Consider the following 18,929-nt stretch of genomic DNA (forward strand, 5'->3'; position numbering starts at 1 on the left):
TTCAGTGGCAGCAGGCTGCCGCCTTCGGCGCATCCTCATACTGGTCGTGGCGGCGCACCCAATCCATTACCTCTTCCTCGTTACGGCCTTTTGGCACCAGATCGAGCAGCATCAGCGTGCCGAGCGTCTGTTCCGCGCCGCGGGCGTAAGTGGAATAGGTGTGGTAAATCTTGCCGTCATCGCCCTTGGCGAAAACGCTGATGCCGTGCAGGTCCTTCAGGTCGCCATAGGGCGCCATGTCACGGTAATTATAGGTGATTTCACCTTTGGCCATGTCCTCGTCGCGGAATGAGGCCTGATAATCGTAGTTGAAATCGCTGCTTTCGGCCGAAACCCACGGGAATTTCCAGCCCATGCGGTTCCTGTAGTTTTCGATCTTCTCAAGCGGCGCGCGCGACACCGCAACGAAACCCGCATCGCCATGCTTGAGGTGGATCAGCGCGCCATCGACATGATCGGCGAAGAAGGAGCAACCGACGCAGCCCTCCTCCCAGTCCGGCGCCAGCATGAAGTGATAGACGATGAGCTGGCTGCAGGTACCGAACAGTTCCTTCAGCGATTTGGGGCCGGAAGGGGCATCGAAGATATAATCCTTCGTCACCTCTTCCCAGGGCAGCGCACGCCGGGCCTCGTTCAGCCTGTCGCGGGCGCGGGTCATTTCCTTTTCCTTCACCAGCAGATCGCGGCGGGCCGCAAGCCACTCCTCTTTCGAAACGACGGGATGAGACATGATCTTTCCTCCTTGGATCCGTCTTTCACCACGGCACCGCCCCGCTTTTAGCGGTGGGCACCGGCTATTTCTGTGCTGAAAGTCAATAAACAGTCTGCGGAGCATCAAGTTCCGCTTGACTAATTAGGTTGATATCAACATATTTATCCCATGTCAAACGCCAGCGTGATTCCTTTTTCGACAACTCTTTTCGTGCGGGATGCCTGTCTGTGCCTGCATGCGCAACGCGCCGCACGGGCTTTGGCGCGGCTGTTCGACAATGCGCTGAAGCCGGTCGGCATCACCAATGGACAATTTTCGCTGCTGATGTCGCTCAACCGGCCCGAGCCGCCGCCGATGGGACCGGTCGCCAATCTTCTGGCCATGGACCGCACGACGCTGACGGCGGCGCTGAAGCCGCTGGAGCGGCGCGGGCTGGTCAGCATCGAGCAGGACCCGAAGGACAAGCGCGGCAAGCGGCTGCGGCTGACGGCGGACGGCATGGCCTTGCTCGCCGCCGCCTTCCCCATCTGGGAACAGACCCATGCCGAAATCGAAGCCCGCATCGGCAGCGGCGACCCCGACCGGCTGCGCCGTGACCTTATCGACCTCGGCTGAGGGGATTGACGGCATGACGCCACTTTTGTCGGCGACAATGTCATCCGGCCGTCGTGCCGGGGAGCGAAACTACGAAGAAAGCGCAATCAAGGAGGAATGATCATGCGTGCAATCGTTTTTGTAAAAGCCACCAAAAGCAGCGAAGACGGCGTCATGCCCACGACCGAGCTGATCGAGGCGATGGGGAAATACAATGAAGAGCTGGTCAATGCCGGCATCATGCAATCCGGCGACGGCCTGCACCCCTCCTCCAAGGGCAAGAGGGTTGTGTTCGACGGCGACAGCCGCACGGTGATCGACGGCCCCTTCCCGCACACCAATGAGTTGGTCGCCGGCTTCTGGATCTGGACTGTGAAGGACATGGACGAGGCCGTGGCCTGGGTGAAACGCTGCCCGAACCCGATGCTGGAGCGCAGCGAAATCGAAATCCGCCCGATGTTCGAAATGGAAGACTTCGGCGACGCCGTAACGCCGGAAATCGCCGCGCATGTGGAAGAACTGCGCGCCCGTGTCGCGAAGCAATAAAGGCCGCTCAGGCGAGCGCCGGATTAAAATGGGAGGGTGCGGGCTTGCCGCATTCTCCCCCACCGCCTACCGTTGCAAAAGCCGTTGCCTCGAACAATCGCCGCTGTTAATGGTGAAGCGGTTCAACCCGTTTCAAGAAAGGAGGCTTCGCATGGATATTTCCTGCTTCTGGCGCAATCGTCAGCTCTGCCACCTTTTTGCCCTGCAGACACGTTTGCAGGGCTGACCGGAACAACCAACACTCTGGTTTGCCCAAAAGGCCGCGCAGAATGCAGCTTGTCTGCCGTTGCGCATGTTTTCACGACGGATCACCTCGAACCGAAACCCCGTACTGCCTGTGGCAGACCACGGTTCGTCACGGGTCCGTCCTGCCAGAGACGACTTCATGACCATCATCACGCTTCGAAACCTCGGAATCATTCTGGGCAAGCCGCTTTTTTCCAATCTCAGCCTCACGGTGAATGCGGGAGACCGCATCGGCATCGTCGCCGCCAATGGCTGCGGCAAATCCACCCTGCTCCATTGCCTTTCCGGGGACATGGAGCCCACCAGCGGCGATATCACCCGGCTGCGCGGGCTGACGCAGTCCATCGTCCACCAGCATCTGCCCGCCCCGCTGATGGAACGGACGATGCGGGACGCCGTGCTTTCTGCCCTGCCGGCGGACACGATCGACAGCGAGAGCTGGCGTGCCGACATTATTTTCGACGCCATGCTGGTGCCGGAGCCATTCCGCGAGCGCCGCCTGGAAGAGCTGAGCGGCGGCTGGCAGAGGCTTGCCATGCTGGCGCGGGCATGGATTACCGAGCCGGATGTGCTGCTGCTCGACGAGCCGACGAACCATCTCGACCTCGAAAAGATCAATGTGCTGGAAAACTGGCTCGGTGAATTGCCGCGCGATACGGCTGTCATCATCGTCAGCCATGACCGCGCCTTTCTCGACAATGTCACCAGGAGCACGCTGTTCCTGCGGCCGGAAAATTCGGCGCTGTTCCGGTTGCCCTATGGCCACGCACGGGTGGTGCTGGAAGAAGAGGATGCCGCCGATGAGCGGCGTTTCCAGCGCGACATGAAAACCGCCCAGCAATTGCGCCGGCAGGCCGCCAAGCTCAACAATATCGGCATCAATTCCGGCAGCGATCTTCTGACCGTCAAGACCAAGCAATTGCGCGAGCGTGCGGAAAAGATCGAGGAGAAGGCGCGGCCGGCCCATATCGAGCGATCCGCCGGCAAGATTCAGCTCGCCAATCGCGGCACCCATGCCAGGGTTCTGGTCACTCTGGAAGATGCGCCCGTCTCGACGCCGGACGGAACGGTGCTGTTTCGCACCGGCCGGCAATTTGTCCGTCAGGGGGACCGCATCGTCATTCTCGGCCGCAACGGCGTCGGCAAGACACGGCTGATGTCGCTTCTGCAGGCGGCCGTATCGGGCGCGGGCCAGATACAGGACGGCATCAAGGCCACGCCCTCGCTGGTGGCCGGATATGTCGACCAGTCGCTCGCCGAGATCGATGATGACAGCACGCCCGTTTCACTGCTGTCCCGCCGCTTCGACATTGGCGACCAGCGCATCCATGGCCTGCTCGCGGGGGCCGGGATCGACATGGAAATGCAGAAACGCCGCATCGCCGCCCTTTCCGGTGGGCAGAAGGCCCGGCTCGCCATGCTGGCGCTGCGGCTGGCGGAGCCGAATTTCTACCTGCTGGACGAGCCCACCAACCATCTGGATATTGAGGGGCAGGAAGCGCTGGAGGCGGAAATCATCAGCCGCGAAGCCAGCTGCGTGTTCGTCTCGCATGACAGGAGTTTCGTGCGGGCTGTCGGAACCCGCTTCTGGCTGATCGACAAGCGCAGGCTGGTGGAAGTCGACGATCCGGAAGGGTTTTTTGCCTCGGCCTGATGGTTTTGAGAAGCAAACGCCCGTCAGCCCAAAAGGCTGGCGAGGCGTGGATCGCCGGCGAAATCCAAAACCGCAAAACCCGTTCTGCGCATCGGAAATTCGCAGAGCGCCTGCACCCCCGTTTTCGACAGGTGGATACGCCAGCTCATCCGTTCCACCGGTGTCTTCGCGGCAAAAGCCTTCGGCGACAGAACCGCGATGTTGAGGCCACCGGCGGGGTCGCGTACCGAGCGATAGAGGATAGCCTCGATCTTCGCCAGACGCGCCTGATCGGCCAGCGCCTGGCATGGCTCGTAATTCTGCAGATCGGTCCACAGGCGAGCATCCCGGCTCAGTTCCGGTTTCGTCAGGTTGAGCGCCGCAGCGGTGGCGATACGGGCGGCGAAGGCGGAATAGTCGGCGGGATTGGCGGGCAGCGGCGTGCCGGGCGATTCGGCATAAAACAGCAGCCGGTAAAAGGCCATTTCGGCGAGCGCCGTCTCCACCTTCTGGGCGGCGTAATAAACGCCTTCGGTATAGCCCGCGCGGCGGAAGCGCGAACCATGCGGATAGGCGGCTCCATACCGGAAGGGTGTGGCGAGAAGATAGTCGAAACCGGCGCATTCCGGCGGAAACGGCCGCTTGCTCGTCTCCAGAATATCTTCCAGCAGCGATTGCTCCTCCACCGTATCCACCAGTTTCATGGTGGAGACCTGATGCTGCGCTTCCACCAGCCGCCAGTATTTTCCCGATACGGCGCGTTTTTCAGACAGGAGCGCGTCGGGCGTCCAGATAGGAGAGGACATCGATCAATCCGGTAATGGTGGTCAGTTTGTCGGCAGGCACGGCGTTCAGCGCAACATTGTGATTGCGCAGCCAGTTTTTCGCCACGGCCTCATCGCCGCCGGCAATCGCGTCCAGCGAGCGGAAAACCCGGATCAGCAGCACCGCAAGCTCGAAGGATTTGGCGCCCGGCTCCAGCAGGAAATCGAGCCGTTTCATGCGCGACACGGTGGGGGCCGAAACGCCGAGAATATCGGCCGTGCGTGCGGCATTCAGGCCCAGCCGCTCGGCGGCGGCGATAACGGCCTTTGTGACGACCCTGCCCTGCGAGGCGGGATCCATGGCGCTTTTGGCGTGAATATTCATGGCGCATATCCTTTCCTTGGAAAGAATATAGCATTTTTCTTTCTGAAAACAAGAAGGCCGGGATGAACCCGGCCTCATTGCTCACATGGATTTTCTCCCGCGAATTGGATCAGGCCACCGAGACCGGCACTTCCGTGGAGGTGCGCATGGCGTGGCTGTACGGGCAGACGATGTGAGCGGCGGCAACCAGCTCTTCGGCGACTTCGCGCTCGACGCCCGGAATATTGGCCTTCAGCGACACTTCGATGCCGAAGCCGCCGCCATCTTCGCGCGGGCCGATGCCGACGGTTGCCGTCACAGTCGTGTCTTCAGGAATCTTTACCTTTTCCTTGCCGGCGACAAATTTCAGCGCGCCCAGGAAGCAGGCGGAATAACCGGCTGCGAAAAGCTGCTCCGGATTGGTGCCACGGGCGCCATCGCCGCCCAGCTCCTTCGGAACGGTCAGCGTCACGTCGAGAACGCCGTCTTCCGACTTGGCGTTGCCGGCGCGGCCACCGGTGGCGGATGCTTTGGTCGTGTAGAGAATGGGCATGACATTTACTCCTTCGGGTTGGTGTTGGGCATCTTATAACGCACAATTAAGTTGTGCGCAATATAGTTTTGCACATTGAATGAAATTTTGTTTTTTGCGATAATTTTCACGAAATTTCGCCGCGCATCCATGCGGCAGGAACCGAAAGCGGGGGCTGATTGTTCCCTTCCCGGTTGATTTTGGAGCAGGAAAATGGACGCAGAGGGCGACGAGAAGAAGATGGAAAGCCTGTTGAGGCTGGACCAGCAGATATGTTTTGCCCTTTATGGCGCGGCACACGCCTTCACACGCGCCTATAAGCCGCTGCTCGACCCGATCGGGCTGACCTATCCGCAATATCTGGTGATGATGGCGCTATGGGAAAAGGAGACATCCACCGTCAAGGCGCTCGGCGAAATGCTGGGCCTCGATTCGGGCACGCTGTCGCCGCTGCTGAAAAGGCTCGAACATGCGGGGCTGATTACCCGCAAGCGCGGCACGGTGGATGAGCGGCAGGTGCTGGTGGCCCTGACGCCGAAGGGCGCGAACCTCAAAAAAGAGGGCGTGAAGATCATGGCGGCAATCGGCAGCGCCACCGGCTGCGGGCTGGAGGAGCTGGTGCAGATTCGTGACCGGGTGAATGCGCTGAAGGACAGTCTCAGCCGTCCGTAACCCCAAAAAGACAAAGGCGGCACAGGGCCGCCTTTTTATTCGAAGCGTTTTCGGCTTATTGCCAGACCACCACACGCGCCTTCTGAGGCACGCGGTCGTAAAGATCGATGACGTCCTGGTTCATCAGACGCACGCAGCCGGAGGAGACGGCCTTGCCGATGGAGTTCCATTCCGGCGAGCCGTGCAGACGGTAAAGCGTGTCCTTGCCGTTCTGGAAGATATAAAGGGCGCGCGCGCCGAGCGGGTTCTTCAGGCCCGGCGGCATGCCGCCGTTCTTGGAGGAATATTTGACCAGTTCCGGCTGGCGGGCGACCATTTCGTCCGGCGGGGTCCATTTCGGCCACTTCTGACGCCACTGGATGACGCCCTCACCCGACCAGGCGAAACCTTCGCGGCCAATGCCGACGCCGTAACGCATGGCGCTGCCGCCCTGCTCCACGACATAAAGGAAGCGCGAGCGCGTATCGACAACCACGGTGCCAGGGCGTTCGCCGGTCGGGTCGACAACCCGCTGGCGATAATAACGGCGGTCGATTTTCTGATAGGGGACGGCGGGAATGACGTAACCGCCATCCTCAACCGAGCCGTACATGACGGCCAGTTCCGCATCGCTGACGCCCGGCGAGAACATCTGCCGGAAATCGCTGCCGATGGCGCTTGCCTGCTGGCGAATGGCGTCTCCCGTGCCCGACGAGGCGCAGCCTGCGAGAAGCGAAGCGGAGGAGATGCCGAGAAGGGAAAGGAAGGTGCGTCTGGAAAGATCTGTGTCGGTGCTTGTCATAAGGCCGGTTTGTCCCACATTTCGAACGGCTATATCGCCGTTGTACGTCATTTGTTCCGTGTCATGCGTATTGCGAAAATAGTTAACCGACCGCTAAAAGCCAGTCACAAGGCGCTGGCGGAATGGGTCCAATATCTCTTTCTTTTAGAACGTGTTCAGATAACCACAATCTGCGCCCCTTGCGGCACACGCTCGTAGAGATCGATCACATCCTGATTGAGCATGCGCACGCAGCCGGAGGACGTCGCCTTGCCGACGGATTGCCAGTCCGGCGTGCCATGCACGCGGTAAAGCGTGTCCTTGCCATCCTTGAAGATATAAAGCGCACGCGCGCCGAGCGGGTTGTTGAGACCGGGCGTCATGCCGCCATTGGCGGCGGAGATGGAGGCGAGTTCCGGCTGGCGCTTGACCATTTCATCGGGCGGCGTCCAGCGCGGCCATTTCGCCTTCCACTGGATCTTGCCGCGGCCCGACCAGGCATAACCGTCGCGCCCCAGCCCAACGCCGTAACGGATCGCCTTGCCGCCGGACTGCACGAGATAGAGAAAATGCTGTCTGGTATCGACGATAATGGTGCCGGGGGCTTCCGCCGTCTGGTAGCTCACTTCCTGCCGAAGATAGCGCGGATCGATGCGACCATAGGGAATGGCCGGCAACGAACGGTCCTCATCGCGGATCGGGCCATACATGACCCTGTGCAGCGGATTGGAGACCGGCAGGCCATAGGCCATCGTCTGGCCCTGCGGCTGCGGCGCGTTAGAACCCTGCACCTGCGGGGCTTGCAGACCCTGCCCGCGCACCGGCGGACCGTATTCCTGATGGAAGCGGGTTCTGAACAGATCCGGCGGGCGCGTCGAAAGCTGGCCCGGCTGCGGCGGCAGTTCCGGCTGGCGATTGGAGCTGACGGAGTTGAAATTGAACACCGGCGCCGTTTCCCTGACGAAGACATCCGGGTCCATCCGGGTCGTATCCGTCACGAAAAGGCAGCCGCTCATGAGAGGCAGCAGGGCAAGCCCGACCAGAGAGGCCGCCCGGCGACCGTTTTTCAAAAGGAGTGCTATCATCTGAACCGCTTCATGGAATCCAATCTGCCGGCATGATGAACCGTGCGGCTGGCGCGAAGCTGGCGTCGGTTTTTCAAAAAAAATCGAAAAACCGCATTTTTCCTCTTGAAGCTCTAGTTGCTAGAGGTGCCAGATTGGCTGTCGACTGGAATTCAGGAGCGGAAACCATGAATATTTCGACAGGCATAAACATCAAGGGCAAAGACGGCGAGCAACTGACCTTCTCCGTTGGCGGCATGGATTGCGGCAGCTGCGCGGCGAAAATCGAAACCGCGCTTTCCCGCCTGCCGGGCGTTGCCGACGTCAAGGTTTCCGTTGCGCGCGAAAGGCTGAACCTTTCGCTCGCCGAAAGCAAAACCTCGGTCGAAAAAATCGAAGACACGCTGCGCAAGCTCGGATTCAAACCCGCTTTGCTGCCGCAGGAAAAAGTCTCCCGCGCAAAAGTCGAGGCGGATCATCACGGCCACGACCATGATGACCACGATCATTCGTCCTGCGGCGGCCACCATGCCGATACCGGAACGAGCGCCGACAACAGCAATGCGCTGACCTTTTCGGTCGGCGGCATGGATTGCGGCAGCTGCGCGGCCAAGATCGAGACCGCGCTCTCCCGCCTGCCCGGCGTTGCCGACGTCAAGGTTTCCGTTGCACGCGAAAGGCTGAACCTTTCGCTGGCCGAGAGCAAAACCCCGGTCGAAAAAATCGAGGACACGCTGCGCAAGCTCGGTTTCAAACCAGCCCTGCTGCCGCAGGAAAAGACCGCGCGCGAAAAAGTCGCGGATCACGACCATGACCATGGGTCGTGCAGTGGCCATCACCACGACCACGATCATTCAGATCATGACCATTCCGCGCACGATCACGCGTCCTGCGGCGGGCATGATCATGACCACTCCAAGCATGACCATTCTGGTCACGATCATTCCAGCCACGACCATGCGGGCCATTCGCATGGTTCCGCTCCGGCGGCTGCAGACCAGAGCGCGGAAGTGGGACATGCCCATGGCGCGGATGAAAAAGGCGCGTGGTGGCGCACCGCAAAGGCGCGCAACACCTTCACCGGCACCGTTCTGGTCGCCATCGCCTATGCGGCGGAACTGAGCTTCCCGGCATGGGGCGGTTACGCCTTCATCATCGCCACGCTGGTCACGCTCTTCCCCATCGCGAAGAACGCTTTCAACGCCGCCCGTTTCGGCGCGATCTTCACCATCGAAATGCTGATGACGATTGCCGCCATCGGCGCGATCATCATCGGCGAGGCGGAAGAGGCGGCCATCGTCGTGCTGCTGTTCTCCGTCGGCGAATTGCTGGAAGGTTTCGCCGCCGCCCGCGCCCGCTCGGGCATCAAGGCGCTCGGTTCGCTCCTGCCGAAAACGGCACTGGTGGAGGAAAACGGCGCGCTGCGGCAGGTTGCCGCCGATCAGGTGCGCATCGGCCAGGTGGTCGTGGCGCGTCCCGGCGACCGTATCGCCGCCGATGGCGTCGTCATGGAAGGCCAGTCGAGCGTCGATGAATCGCCGATGACCGGCGAAAGCATTCCCGTCGCCAAGGAAAAGGGTGCGCGCGTCTTTGCCGGCTCGATCAACCATGACGGCTCGCTGCGCATCCGCGTCGACCGCGCACCGGAAGACAACACCATTGCCCGCATCATCACGCTCGTCGAGGAAGCACAGGATGCCCGCGCCCCGACGGAACGCTTCATCCAGAGCTTCTCGCGTTATTACATGCCGTTGATCGTGGCGATCTCGGTGCTGACCATCATCGTGCCGCCGCTTGTCGGCCTCGGCGACTGGGATACCTGGATTTATCGCGGTCTCGCCCTGCTGCTGATCGGTTGCCCCTGCGCGCTGGTCATCTCGGTTCCCGCGGCCATCGCCTCCAGCCTTTCGGCAGCGGCACGCCATGGCATACTGGTGAAGGGCGGCGCGGTCATCGAAATGCTGGCGCGCACCGAAACCGTCGCCTTCGACAAGACCGGCACGCTGACGCTCGGCGAACCTGTCGTGACCGACGTGGTGGCGCTTGACGGCAATGAGGCCGAGCTGATTGCGCAAGCCGCAACCATCGAGCACGAATCGAGCCATCCGCTCGCCCGCGCCATCGTCAATCATGCCGAAAAGCCGGGCGTGAAGCCCCTGCCCGGCTCCAACATCAAGGCGATTTCCGGTCGCGGCATGCAGGGCAATGTCGGCGGGAAAGACCTGTTCATCGGCGCACCGCGCTTTGCAACGGAAGTCGGCACCCTCTCGAAAGACCTTTCCGATCGCATTTCCGCACTGGAAAGCGAAGGCAAGACGGTGGCTGTCGTGATAGTCGGCGGGGTGGCAAGCGGCCTCTTCGCCATGCGCGATGAGCCGCGCAAGGATGCGGCGGAAGGGGTGAAGGCCCTGAAGGAAATGGGCATTTCCTCGCTGATGCTGTCGGGCGACAATGCCCGCACGGCGCGTGCCATCGGCAACAAGCTGGGCCTTGAGGCGCGCGGCGAGCTGCTGCCGCAGAACAAGGTCGAAGAAATCCGCAAGCTTGCCGAAAAGAAGACCGTGGTGATGGTGGGCGACGGCATCAACGATGCGCCGGCCCTTGCGGCGGCCAGCGTCGGCGTCGCCATCGGTTCCGGCACCGATGTGGCGATGGAAGCGGCGGATGCGGCGCTGATGCGCAACAATGTCGGCGATGCCGCCCGCCTGATCGGCCTGTCGCGCGCCACCATGCTGAATATCCGCCAGAACGTGACCATCGCGCTCGGCCTGAAGGCGGTGTTTCTGGTGACGACCGTGACCGGCGTTTCGGGCCTGTGGCTCGCCGTTTTCGCCGATACCGGCGCGACGGTTCTGGTCACCGCCAATGCCATGCGGCTGCTCGGCTATTTCAACCGCAACAAGGGTTGATATTCCATTTGCGTGAAAGACGGCCGGGTCTCGTCAATCGAGGCCCGGCCGTCTCATTTACGGCATATTGACAAACTAATTGCGTCCAATAAATACCGCGTACCGCCGTTTCCACGCGCGTGACAATCGATTCCACGCGCAGGAGCGCTGAACTTGGCAAAGCATGGCTATAACCGTATCGCGTACCGCGCGATCAAGATCGGTGGAAACATCGCCAAGGTCATTTTTTCCATCGATTTGTTCATCCGGCCCGGCAGAAGAAAGATGCTTCCGCAGTATCAGCCTGCCAGACGCAGCCCGAAATCGGAAAAGGCCATTCCCCGCATCATCTGGCAGACGAATTACTCCAACCGGGTAACGACGCCGATCTATGCGAATTTCCTGTTCAACCGTTGGCTGACGCCGGAATTCGAATATCGCTACCATGATGACGAGGCGTGCCAGGCCTATATCGACCGGCATTTTCCCGGACGTTACGCCGATGCCTTTCGTCGCCTGCAGGTGGGCGCCGCCAAGGCGGATTTCTGGCGTATTCTGGTGCTGCTGCAGGAAGGCGGCATCTATCTCGATATCGATTCCAATTTTGCGGCCCGCCCCGAAGATGTGATCGGCCCGCAGGAAGAGGCCGTTTTCATCGCCATGAAAAGCGGCGAGATCACGAATTACTTCATGGCCTCCAGGCCCGGCCACCCGGCGCTCAGGCTGATGGCCGACCGTATTTCCCAGAATATCGAAGACGGAACGCTCGCCAGCGTCTACGACATGACCGGCCCGACGGTGGTGCATGCCGTCGTCAAGGAACTGGGGCTGCCGGTCCGCAATTACCGCGAAATGTGCACCCAGGGGCAGTTCACCAACAAGCGCGCCCAATATGCCGACAAAAAAGACGGCGCGTGGTGGGCGGAGCAGGCCAAGACGTCCATCGTCAAGAACTAGGGCATTTCCAGTAAAAGCACGAAGCGGTTTTACCGGACGTGCTCCTGAACCTCACGCGTCCCTGAAACAGCGGCACAGTTCGCATTTCAGACGAAGGCGTTGAAAAGGCGGATGCTTTCCTCCACCGCATGCGGCACCACGCCGTTATGGGTGCCAGGCAACAGCTTCTTGTCGACCTTGAAGCCGGATGTAAGGGCGCGATCCACGAAAAGCTGGTGATCGGCATCGAAAGGCCGCTCCTCCGTGCCGCGCAGAAGCAGCGCCGGACATTTGAGGCTGGGTCCGAAACAGACGGAGGAGCGCATGATGAATTCGCGCTCGTCGGTCTCGTCGAAACAGATCTCGTCGCTATAGCGGTTGAAGTAACGCCAGGAATTGACGCCGGCGGAGATGGGTGCTGCGGCGCGGAACATGCGGCTCATGGCGGCCAGAAGCGTCAGCGTGCCGCCATTGGAATGGCCGGCGATGAAGAAGCGGCTTCTGTCGATGCCGGGAAGGTTTTCCAGATAGGTGGCCGCCGCCAGCGCATCCGCCGTTTCGTCGTAGAAACCGGAATAATTGCCGCTCTGGCCGTTTTCACCACGGAAGGACGGCAGAAGCACGACATAGCCCGCTTCCCAATAGGGCTTCATCAGCGCCCAATGGCCGTCTCCGGTGGCGTTGCCGCCATGGAGGAAAAGTACGGCGGGTTTCAACGTTTTTGACGGCTGGTAATGGGAGAGCCAGGCGACAAGTTCGATGGAACCATCCGGCCCGCCGGGATAGGTGACACGTTCCGCCCCGGGCGGCGTGCCGAGCGCCGGGGATTTTTCCGGCGCAGCCATTTTTCGCAGTAGATGGGTGTGGAACCGTTTGCGCGCCTCCGCATAATCCTGCCGCTCCAGCGGCAACACCTCGGGCGCGGCGACGCCCGCTTTCGCACGGAGCGGTAAAAATGCAGCCGCTGACAGCCCCATGGCGCCGGCCAGCAGGCTTCGCCGCGTCAGGCTCGGCAAGATGGCGCCGCTCTCTTCCTGTCCGAAGGCTGAGGAAAGAAAGCGTTTGTCTGCCATATGTCACCTGAAGGGATGGTTGTAACAACAGTTCAACACTGCGGCGGGAGGCTGTCCAATCACGGATTCGCGAATGACAACAATGTATTCGCAGCCATCATGGCAATTTCTGGACAGTGTCTTTCCCGTTCCCGTGCCTGTCACGAAGGATGAGGGAGCAGCCAGGGCACCCTACACCTCTACAGCATCGATCATCGCCACCAGTGTAGAGAGCCTGTCCGCCTCTGCCGGCAGCTTGTCGGCACGCAGCCGCGCAATGCGCGGGAAGCGCATGGCGACGCCGGATTTGTGGCGGGTGGAACGGTTGATGCCCTCGAAGGCCACCTCCAGCACGAAACCGAAATCCGGCGTGGCGCGCACCGCCCGTACTGGGCCGAAACGCTCGACCGTGTTGTCGCGCACGAACTTGTCCAGCACCTCCAGCTCCGCATCGGTGAAGCCGAAATAGGCCTTTCCGACAGGCACCAGCTGTTCGCCATCCTCGCCTTCCGCCCAGACGCCGAAGGTGAAATCGGAATAATAGCTAGAGCGCTTGCCGTGGCCGCGCTGCGCATACATCATCACGGCGTCGATGTTATAGGGATCGCGTTTCCACTTGAACCATGGGCCCTTGGCGCGGCCGGCCTGATAGGCGCTGTCGCGGCGCTTGATCATCACGCCCTCGATCACCGGATCGGGAGGGGCGGCGCGCAGCGTGTCGAGTTCCTGCCAGCTGGAAAAGCCGATCAGCGGCGAGAGGTCGAAACGGTCATGCGGGGCGTGCTCGATAATGTCCGACAGGCGGCCGCGGCGCTCCAGATAAGTCTGCGCGCGAATATCGCTCTCGCCCTCGAACAGCAGATCATAGGCGCGGATGAAGGCGGGATAGTCATCCAGCATCTTCGCTGTCACCGTCTTGCGATTCAGCCGCTGCTGCAGGTCGGAAAAGGTGCGGGTGAGATTGTTGGAGCGCGCTGTGCCACCGATCAGCAATTCGCCATCCATCACACCTTCGAAATCGATCGCCTCCAGAACATCGGGAAAGGCGCCGGAAATATCGTCGCCGGAACGGGAATAGAGTTTTCGCGTGGCGCCTGCGCGGGACAATTGCACGCGGATGCCGTCCCATTTCCATTCGGCGGCGTAATCGGTCGGGTCCAGCGCATCGAGATCGCCATCGGAAACCGGTGTCGCCAGCATCACCGAATGGAAGATGGCGGGCGTGGCCAGCACCGGCCGATCCGCCCTGCCCTCCAGCCATGCGAAAAGCGGCGTATAGGGCGGTGTCAGCCCGTGCCAGAGGGTTTCGATTTCAGTGATGTCTTTCCCGGCGAAATCCGCCAGCGCCTGCCGTGCCAGCCGCGCCGAAACGCCTATGCGCAGACTGCCGGTGGCGAGTTTGAGAAAGGCGAAACGCGAGGACGTATCCAGCCGGTCGAGCAGATCGCGCACCGCGCCGCGAACCTCCGTGCGGCCGAGCGAATTCATCAGCGTGACGACATCGCCGAGGCGCGGGTCCTGCGCCTCGGCGTCATCCGCGCCGCCGATATTGCCCCAGACCAGCGAAATGGTCTCGGCCAGATCGCCGACATAATCATAGGAATAACGGAACAGCACCTCGTCCATCCGCTCCAGCACCAGCTCGCGCAGCAGTGCAGGCTTGACGCTTTTGAGATCCAGCGTGCCGGCAATCGCCGCCAGCCCGTAGCCCCGGTCGGGATCGGGCGTATCGCGAAAATAATCGGTCAGCAGCTTCAGCTTGCCGTTGCGCGAGGGGTTGAGAACGAGGCGGTCGAGCAGCGTGGCGAAGGCTTTCATCTCAATCCCCCTCATCCTCGTAGCCGACAAGATGCAGCAGCTTGGCGGCAATGCCCTGCAATTGGCACCAGCGCACCAGCGCCTCCTCACGGCCATGGGTGACCCAGACGGCCTGCGGGGAAATTTCCCTGATCGTCTCCAGAAGTTCCGGCCAGTCGCAATGGTCTGATATCACCAGCGGCAGCTCCACACCGCCTTGTTTGGCCCGCTGCCGCACCATCATCCAGCCGGAGGCGAAAGCGATGAGCGGTTCGTTGAAGCGCCGCGCCCAGCGCTCCTGAAAAGCCGAGGGCGGGCCGACGACGATGGCGCCCTTGAAGGCGGAAGGATCGCTTTTTTCGAGCGTTGCCGGGCGCAGATCACCGAGATCGATACCCTGCGAGACGTAATAATCGCAAAGCCGCGCCAGTGCGCCGTGAATATAGATGGGATCGGAATAACCATTGTCCCGCAAAAGCCTGATGACGCGCTGCGCCTTGCCGAGCGAATAGGCCCCGACGAGATGGGTCCGTTCGGGAAATTGCCGGATCGAAGTAAGCAGCTTGCCGATTTCCATGCGCGGCAGCGGATGGTGAAACACCGGCAGGCCGAAGGTGGCCTCGGTAATGAAGACATCGCAGGGAACGGTCTCGAAGGGCGCGCAGGTGGGATCGACGCCGCGCTTGTAATCGCCGGACGCGACGATGCGCAGGCCGTTCATTTCCACCGAGATTTGCGCCGAACCCAGCACATGGCCTGCGGGATGGAAACCGGCGGTGACGCCGTTCACCTCCACCCTCTCGCCTAAAGCGACCGCCTGTTCGCTGCCGCAGAAATCCTCGCCGTAACGGATGCGCATGATATCCAGCGTCTGGCGCGTGGCCAGTACCGCGCCATGGCCGGCGCGGGCGTGATCGGAATGGCCATGGGTGATGAGCGCCCGTGCCACCGGGCGCACGGGATCGATATAAAAATCGCCCGCCGGGCAATAGAGGCCCTTGGGCGTGGAATTCAGGAGCTGTTCCGGCTTCATATTCATTGAGATAGGGCCGCCCGCGCGAATGTAAAGTGCTGCGAGCATAACGCGGAACGGGCGTTAAATTTCCAGTGTCGGTGTTTTTGTTTTACGGGACCCATGGTGGTGAGACGCATTGCACGGCCCCTCCTTTCCCTCATTCCTGTGCTCGTCACAGGAATCCAGCCAACGCGCGTCCGCGCGGTGGGAAGAGTCTTTTCAGCCCAAGGACTTGGGCTGGCTGGATCCCTGTGACAAGCACAGGGATGGGGGTATGGTGAGCAACGTGAACAAGGTGCGTCAATCCCATCGCACCGTCTTAGGTGACAGCTCTTACTCCCCCGCCCCTTCGGCCGGCTTCGCCTGCACTGCCGCCGGCAACCGCACCGGTTTCAGCATCAGCGCCGCCGCAAGGCCGATGGCGGCGGTTGCGGCCGCAGCGAAGAAGAGCGGCGTAAACGCATCCGAATAGAGCGAGGCGACGGCGGCCTGTGAGGCGGCGGGGAGTTCGGAGAGCATTTTCGGCGTCAGTTCTTCGATCTTGCCGACGCCGGGAATATCCACCGCCACGCCCTTGAGGCTCGACGATACGATGGCGCCATAGACCGAAATGGCAATGGCCGCACCACCCATGCGGGTCAGCGTCACCGCGCCGCTGGCTGCACCGATATCCGCCTTGGGCGCGGAATTCTGCACGCCGATGATCGGTGCCTGCTGGCCGAGGCCGACAGCAAAGCCTTGTGCCAACATAAGGACCGCGATCATCCAAAGCGGCGTTCCGGCATGCATCTGCGTGAACAGCAGCATGGCGACGAGGTTGATGGAAAGACCCGCCACCGAGAAGGGCTTGTAGACGCCGGTAATCGAGATCAGCCGCCCCGCCGAAAGCGAGCCCATGACGATGCCGCCGGTGACGGCGATGAAGAACAGGCCGGCATGGGAGGGCGAAAGCCCGGTCGTGGTCTGCAGGAACAGGGCATAATAATTGACCATGCCGATACCGATGCCGCCGCTCGTCAGCGAGACGATCATCAACAGCGGAAAGGTGCTGTCCTTGAAGAGACGCAGCGGCACCACGGGTTCCGGTGCGCGGCGTTCCACCTGCACCCACAGGAAAGCGGCGATGACGGCGAAAGCGATGATGCCGAGGCTGGGACCAGCGATCAGCGAGCCGAACAATTCGCTGCTGTCAGCCCAGAAGACCACGCTGGCAATGGTGGCCGCCAAGAGGACCGCGCCGAGATAATCGATCTTCGGCTGGCGCGCCGGACGACGGTAGGGCAGCATCAACGCCAGACCCGCAATGACGATAATGCCGAGCGGCAGGTTGATGAGGAAGATCGACCGCCAGCCGAACAGGTCGCTCATCGTGCCGCCGAGGATCGGGCCGACGCTGCCTGACGCCATGATGGTGAGGCTGGAGTAGCTCTGGTAGCGGGCGCGCTCGCGCGGTTCGAACAGATCCGCATTGACGGAGAAGATCGACACCATGATGCCGCCGCCGCCAAGGCCCTGCAGAACGCGGGCGGCAATCAGCGAATCCATCGACCATGCCAGCCCACAGGCGAGCGAACCGAGCGTGAAGATGACGACCGCCGCGATCATCACATATTTGCGGCCGAACAGATCGCCGAGCTTGCCATAAACAGGCATGACCGCGCTGGTGGCCAGAAGGTAGGCCGAGCCGATCCAGCCGAAGCGCTCCAGCGCGCCGAACTCGCCGACGATGGTGGGCAGTGCTGTCGATACGATCTGGTTATCGAGGGTCGCCATGAACATGGCCAGCATCAGAAACAGAAAGACGATGAGCCTGCGCCGATGATCCGACACAAGCGGCGCCACGGGGGCGGTGGACATATCCATGAAAAATCTCGTTGGCTTCCGGCGGTTTTGCTGCGACAATTTGTGTGCTATCAGCATATATATGTCAATGGCAAGTTTTTGACATCTGTGCTAATGCCGCTAAATGTGATCGGAAAACAGCATCGAAAGGGACGATGAAGCGTGGCGACTGAGGAAAACTGGAACGAGGATCTGCCCGAGGACATCAAGCGGATCGGCAATACGATGACGCGCATGCGCATCATGATCGGCCGCCGCATCATCGGCCGCATGGCGCTTGCCAAGCTCGCTCCGGGTCTCGAACTTTCCCATATCGATGTTCTCGATATTCTGCGCCGGGCGGAAGGCGATGTGACCGTGGGTGCGATTGCCGAGGGCATGCGCATCGACCCCTCACGCGGCAGCCGGGTGGTGGCGGATATGGTGGGACGCGGCCTGCTGAAACGCGGCGTTTCCCAGGAAGACGGCCGCCGGAGCATCGTCGAAATCACGCCGCTCGGCACCAGTCTTTTGCAGGAGATGCGCCGGACGAAGATGAGCGTCATCGAGGATGTGATGGATGGATGGCCCGCGGAGGATGTGGAGACATTCGCACGCCTGTTCGAACGCTTTATCGACCGTTTCGAATATCGCCTGTCGCCGGATACGGACTTCTTCACGGATCAGAAAAAATCATAGTTGCCCCGGCGATCTGCAACTTCACTTTAAGAGGGTGAGACCGTAACGTGCCGCGCATCTAACTGGCCAAGGGGTAACTTCGATGTTGACGATTTACGGTGTCTACCGTTCCCGTGCCACGCGCACGCTGTGGCTTGCGGGTGAACTGGGCATAGAATTCAAGCATGTGCCCGTGATACAGGCCCGCCGCCTTGCCGATCCGCTGGCTGCGGATGCGCCGCTCAACACGCTGTCTCCGGCCTTCCTGGCCGTCAACCCGATGGGGACCATTCCCTGCATCGAGGATGACGGCATGGTGCTCTACGAATCCATGGCCATCAATCTCTACCTTGCCCGCAAATATGGCGGGCCGCTCGCCCCCGTCGATCTGAAGGAAGATGCGGCGATGCTGCAATGGTCCTTCTTCGCCGCCACCGAAATCGAGACCAATTCGCTGAAGATTTCCTCCGCCATCGCCGAAGGCCTGTCGGAAAGCGATAGCGGCAAGGCCGTGATCGATGTCGCCGCCCGGCTGCTGAAGCGCCCCTTCCGGGTGCTGGAGCAGCATCTTTCCAGCCATGACTATCTTGTCGGCGACCGTTTCACCGTGGCCGATCTCAACGCGGCGGAAATCGTTCGTTATGCGCAGGGCCACAAGCCGCTGTTCGACGCCCATCCGGCGCTGAAAGCCTGGCTGGATCGTTGCCAGGCCCGCACAGCGTTCAAAACCATGTGGGACAGCAGGGCCGCCGAGGCGGCCTGAGCGGTTAAGCCGCTTTTCCCTCCGTCATGCCGGACCTGATCCGGCATCCAGCCAGCCCAAGTCCTTGGGCTGAGAGGAGTCTTCCCGCCGCG

Annotated in this window: 18 protein-coding genes; 8 read left to right on the plus strand and 10 right to left on the minus strand. The window is 61.3% G+C overall.

The annotated features are described in order from the left end of the window. Nucleotide 1: 1 nt before the first annotated feature. Entirely contained in the window at nt 2-730 is a 729-nt protein-coding gene (locus ACIK7D_RS03665; RefSeq protein ID WP_262534933.1) for a thioredoxin family protein, read from the minus strand. A gap of 150 nt (nt 731-880) precedes the next feature. Here ACIK7D_RS03665 and ACIK7D_RS03670 point away from each other — a divergent pair, with 150 nt between their 5' ends. The 3 genes from ACIK7D_RS03670 to ACIK7D_RS03680 all read left to right on the plus strand — a co-directional run bounded on the left by ACIK7D_RS03670 (nt 881) and on the right by ACIK7D_RS03680 (nt 3,752). Beyond that, the gene (locus ACIK7D_RS03670; RefSeq protein ID WP_400155654.1) at nt 881-1,327 is read left to right on the plus strand and encodes a MarR family winged helix-turn-helix transcriptional regulator; all 447 of its coding nucleotides are present in this window, start codon (nt 881-883) and stop codon (nt 1,325-1,327) included. A 102-nt stretch (nt 1,328-1,429) separates the two neighbouring features. Further along, on the plus strand, nt 1,430-1,852 hold the full coding sequence (locus tag ACIK7D_RS03675; RefSeq protein ID WP_080827426.1) for a YciI family protein: 423 nt from the start codon (nt 1,430-1,432) through the stop codon (nt 1,850-1,852). A gap of 385 nt (nt 1,853-2,237) precedes the next feature. Next, complete coding sequence (locus tag ACIK7D_RS03680; RefSeq protein WP_400155655.1) at nt 2,238-3,752, plus strand: ABC-F family ATP-binding cassette domain-containing protein; 1,515 nt, start codon at nt 2,238-2,240, stop codon at nt 3,750-3,752. Nucleotides 3,753-3,775: 23 nt separating this feature from the next. On the opposite strand, the gene ACIK7D_RS03685 is transcribed toward ACIK7D_RS03680, so the two are convergent. The 3 genes from ACIK7D_RS03685 to ACIK7D_RS03695 form a co-directional block, all read right to left on the minus strand. After that, entirely contained in the window at nt 3,776-4,537 is a 762-nt protein-coding gene (locus ACIK7D_RS03685; RefSeq protein WP_400155656.1) for an RES family NAD+ phosphorylase, read from the minus strand. Next, complete coding sequence (locus tag ACIK7D_RS03690) at nt 4,497-4,880, minus strand: MbcA/ParS/Xre antitoxin family protein (protein ID WP_020813119.1); 384 nt, start codon at nt 4,878-4,880, stop codon at nt 4,497-4,499. Before ACIK7D_RS03690 ends, ACIK7D_RS03685 begins: the two co-directional genes overlap by 41 nt. 109 nt (nt 4,881-4,989) lie before the next feature. After that, the gene (locus tag ACIK7D_RS03695; RefSeq protein ID WP_400155657.1) at nt 4,990-5,412 is read right to left on the minus strand and encodes an organic hydroperoxide resistance protein; all 423 of its coding nucleotides are present in this window, start codon (nt 5,410-5,412) and stop codon (nt 4,990-4,992) included. A 192-nt stretch (nt 5,413-5,604) separates the two neighbouring features. Between ACIK7D_RS03695 and ACIK7D_RS03700 the strand changes: the two genes are divergently transcribed. Beyond that, on the plus strand, nt 5,605-6,063 hold the full coding sequence (locus ACIK7D_RS03700) for a MarR family winged helix-turn-helix transcriptional regulator (protein WP_020009598.1): 459 nt from the start codon (nt 5,605-5,607) through the stop codon (nt 6,061-6,063). 55 nt (nt 6,064-6,118) lie between these two features. On the opposite strand, the gene ACIK7D_RS03705 is transcribed toward ACIK7D_RS03700, so the two are convergent. Continuing rightward, complete coding sequence (locus tag ACIK7D_RS03705; protein ID WP_065654265.1) at nt 6,119-6,844, minus strand: L,D-transpeptidase; 726 nt, start codon at nt 6,842-6,844, stop codon at nt 6,119-6,121. A 155-nt stretch (nt 6,845-6,999) separates the two neighbouring features. Beyond that, entirely contained in the window at nt 7,000-7,908 is a 909-nt protein-coding gene (locus ACIK7D_RS03710) for a L,D-transpeptidase (protein ID WP_080817450.1), read from the minus strand. Nucleotides 7,909-8,075: 167 nt separating this feature from the next. On the opposite strand from ACIK7D_RS03710, the gene ACIK7D_RS03715 reads away from it, so the two are divergent. Beyond that, entirely contained in the window at nt 8,076-10,796 is a 2,721-nt protein-coding gene (locus ACIK7D_RS03715) for a heavy metal translocating P-type ATPase (RefSeq protein ID WP_400155658.1), read from the plus strand. 153 nt (nt 10,797-10,949) lie between these two features. Continuing rightward, nucleotides 10,950-11,732, plus strand: coding sequence for a glycosyltransferase family 32 protein (locus ACIK7D_RS03720; RefSeq protein WP_400155659.1), 783 nt, complete (start codon nt 10,950-10,952; stop codon nt 11,730-11,732). A gap of 86 nt (nt 11,733-11,818) precedes the next feature. On the opposite strand, the gene ACIK7D_RS03725 is transcribed toward ACIK7D_RS03720, so the two are convergent. From ACIK7D_RS03725 to ACIK7D_RS03740, 4 genes are all read right to left on the minus strand, one after another. Then, the gene (locus tag ACIK7D_RS03725) at nt 11,819-12,784 is read right to left on the minus strand and encodes an alpha/beta hydrolase family protein (RefSeq protein WP_400155660.1); all 966 of its coding nucleotides are present in this window, start codon (nt 12,782-12,784) and stop codon (nt 11,819-11,821) included. A 171-nt stretch (nt 12,785-12,955) separates the two neighbouring features. After that, nucleotides 12,956-14,581: a cisplatin damage response ATP-dependent DNA ligase gene (locus ACIK7D_RS03730; RefSeq protein ID WP_400155661.1), complete on the minus strand. Its 1,626-nt coding sequence runs from the start codon at nt 14,579-14,581 to the stop codon at nt 12,956-12,958. A 1-nt stretch (nt 14,582) separates the two neighbouring features. Next, a complete protein-coding gene (locus ACIK7D_RS03735; RefSeq protein ID WP_400156008.1) occupies nt 14,583-15,593 on the minus strand; it encodes a ligase-associated DNA damage response exonuclease in 1,011 nt (336 codons plus the stop codon). Nucleotides 15,594-15,908: 315 nt separating this feature from the next. Further along, the gene (locus ACIK7D_RS03740) at nt 15,909-17,438 is read right to left on the minus strand and encodes an MDR family MFS transporter (protein WP_162936707.1); all 1,530 of its coding nucleotides are present in this window, start codon (nt 17,436-17,438) and stop codon (nt 15,909-15,911) included. Nucleotides 17,439-17,579: 141 nt separating this feature from the next. Between ACIK7D_RS03740 and ACIK7D_RS03745 the strand changes: the two genes are divergently transcribed. Continuing rightward, nucleotides 17,580-18,095: a MarR family winged helix-turn-helix transcriptional regulator gene (locus ACIK7D_RS03745; RefSeq protein ID WP_003522221.1), complete on the plus strand. Its 516-nt coding sequence runs from the start codon at nt 17,580-17,582 to the stop codon at nt 18,093-18,095. A gap of 82 nt (nt 18,096-18,177) precedes the next feature. Further along, complete coding sequence (locus ACIK7D_RS03750) at nt 18,178-18,837, plus strand: glutathione S-transferase family protein (protein ID WP_003522220.1); 660 nt, start codon at nt 18,178-18,180, stop codon at nt 18,835-18,837. The last annotated feature ends 92 nt before the right edge of the window (nt 18,838-18,929 follow it).

The sequence above is a fragment of the Agrobacterium sp. P15N1-A genome (assembly GCF_044626815.1).
In the GTDB taxonomy this organism is placed as follows: Bacteria; Pseudomonadota; Alphaproteobacteria; order Rhizobiales; family Rhizobiaceae; genus Agrobacterium; species Agrobacterium leguminum.

What these genes read in the sequence shown, in the direction of transcription:
- ACIK7D_RS03750 (WP_003522220.1), top strand. Translation starts at nt 18,178, where the DNA reads ATGTTGACGATTTACGGTGTCTACCGTTCCCGTGCCACGCGCACGCTG.
- ACIK7D_RS03665 (WP_262534933.1), bottom strand. Translation starts at nt 730, where the DNA reads ATGTCTCATCCCGTCGTTTCGAAAGAGGAGTGGCTTGCGGCCCGCCGC.
- ACIK7D_RS03705 (WP_065654265.1), bottom strand. Translation starts at nt 6,844, where the DNA reads ATGACAAGCACCGACACAGATCTTTCCAGACGCACCTTCCTTTCCCTT.
- ACIK7D_RS03715 (WP_400155658.1), top strand. Translation starts at nt 8,076, where the DNA reads ATGAATATTTCGACAGGCATAAACATCAAGGGCAAAGACGGCGAGCAA.
- ACIK7D_RS03680 (WP_400155655.1), top strand. Translation starts at nt 2,238, where the DNA reads ATGACCATCATCACGCTTCGAAACCTCGGAATCATTCTGGGCAAGCCG.
- ACIK7D_RS03675 (WP_080827426.1), top strand. Translation starts at nt 1,430, where the DNA reads ATGCGTGCAATCGTTTTTGTAAAAGCCACCAAAAGCAGCGAAGACGGC.
- ACIK7D_RS03670 (WP_400155654.1), top strand. Translation starts at nt 881, where the DNA reads ATGTCAAACGCCAGCGTGATTCCTTTTTCGACAACTCTTTTCGTGCGG.
- ACIK7D_RS03730 (WP_400155661.1), bottom strand. Translation starts at nt 14,581, where the DNA reads ATGAAAGCCTTCGCCACGCTGCTCGACCGCCTCGTTCTCAACCCCTCG.
- ACIK7D_RS03725 (WP_400155660.1), bottom strand. Translation starts at nt 12,784, where the DNA reads ATGGCAGACAAACGCTTTCTTTCCTCAGCCTTCGGACAGGAAGAGAGC.
- ACIK7D_RS03740 (WP_162936707.1), bottom strand. Translation starts at nt 17,438, where the DNA reads ATGGATATGTCCACCGCCCCCGTGGCGCCGCTTGTGTCGGATCATCGG.
- ACIK7D_RS03700 (WP_020009598.1), top strand. Translation starts at nt 5,605, where the DNA reads ATGGACGCAGAGGGCGACGAGAAGAAGATGGAAAGCCTGTTGAGGCTG.
- ACIK7D_RS03735 (WP_400156008.1), bottom strand. Translation starts at nt 15,593, where the DNA reads ATGAAGCCGGAACAGCTCCTGAATTCCACGCCCAAGGGCCTCTATTGC.
- ACIK7D_RS03710 (WP_080817450.1), bottom strand. Translation starts at nt 7,908, where the DNA reads ATGATAGCACTCCTTTTGAAAAACGGTCGCCGGGCGGCCTCTCTGGTC.
- ACIK7D_RS03690 (WP_020813119.1), bottom strand. Translation starts at nt 4,880, where the DNA reads ATGAATATTCACGCCAAAAGCGCCATGGATCCCGCCTCGCAGGGCAGG.
- ACIK7D_RS03695 (WP_400155657.1), bottom strand. Translation starts at nt 5,412, where the DNA reads ATGCCCATTCTCTACACGACCAAAGCATCCGCCACCGGTGGCCGCGCC.
- ACIK7D_RS03685 (WP_400155656.1), bottom strand. Translation starts at nt 4,537, where the DNA reads ATGTCCTCTCCTATCTGGACGCCCGACGCGCTCCTGTCTGAAAAACGC.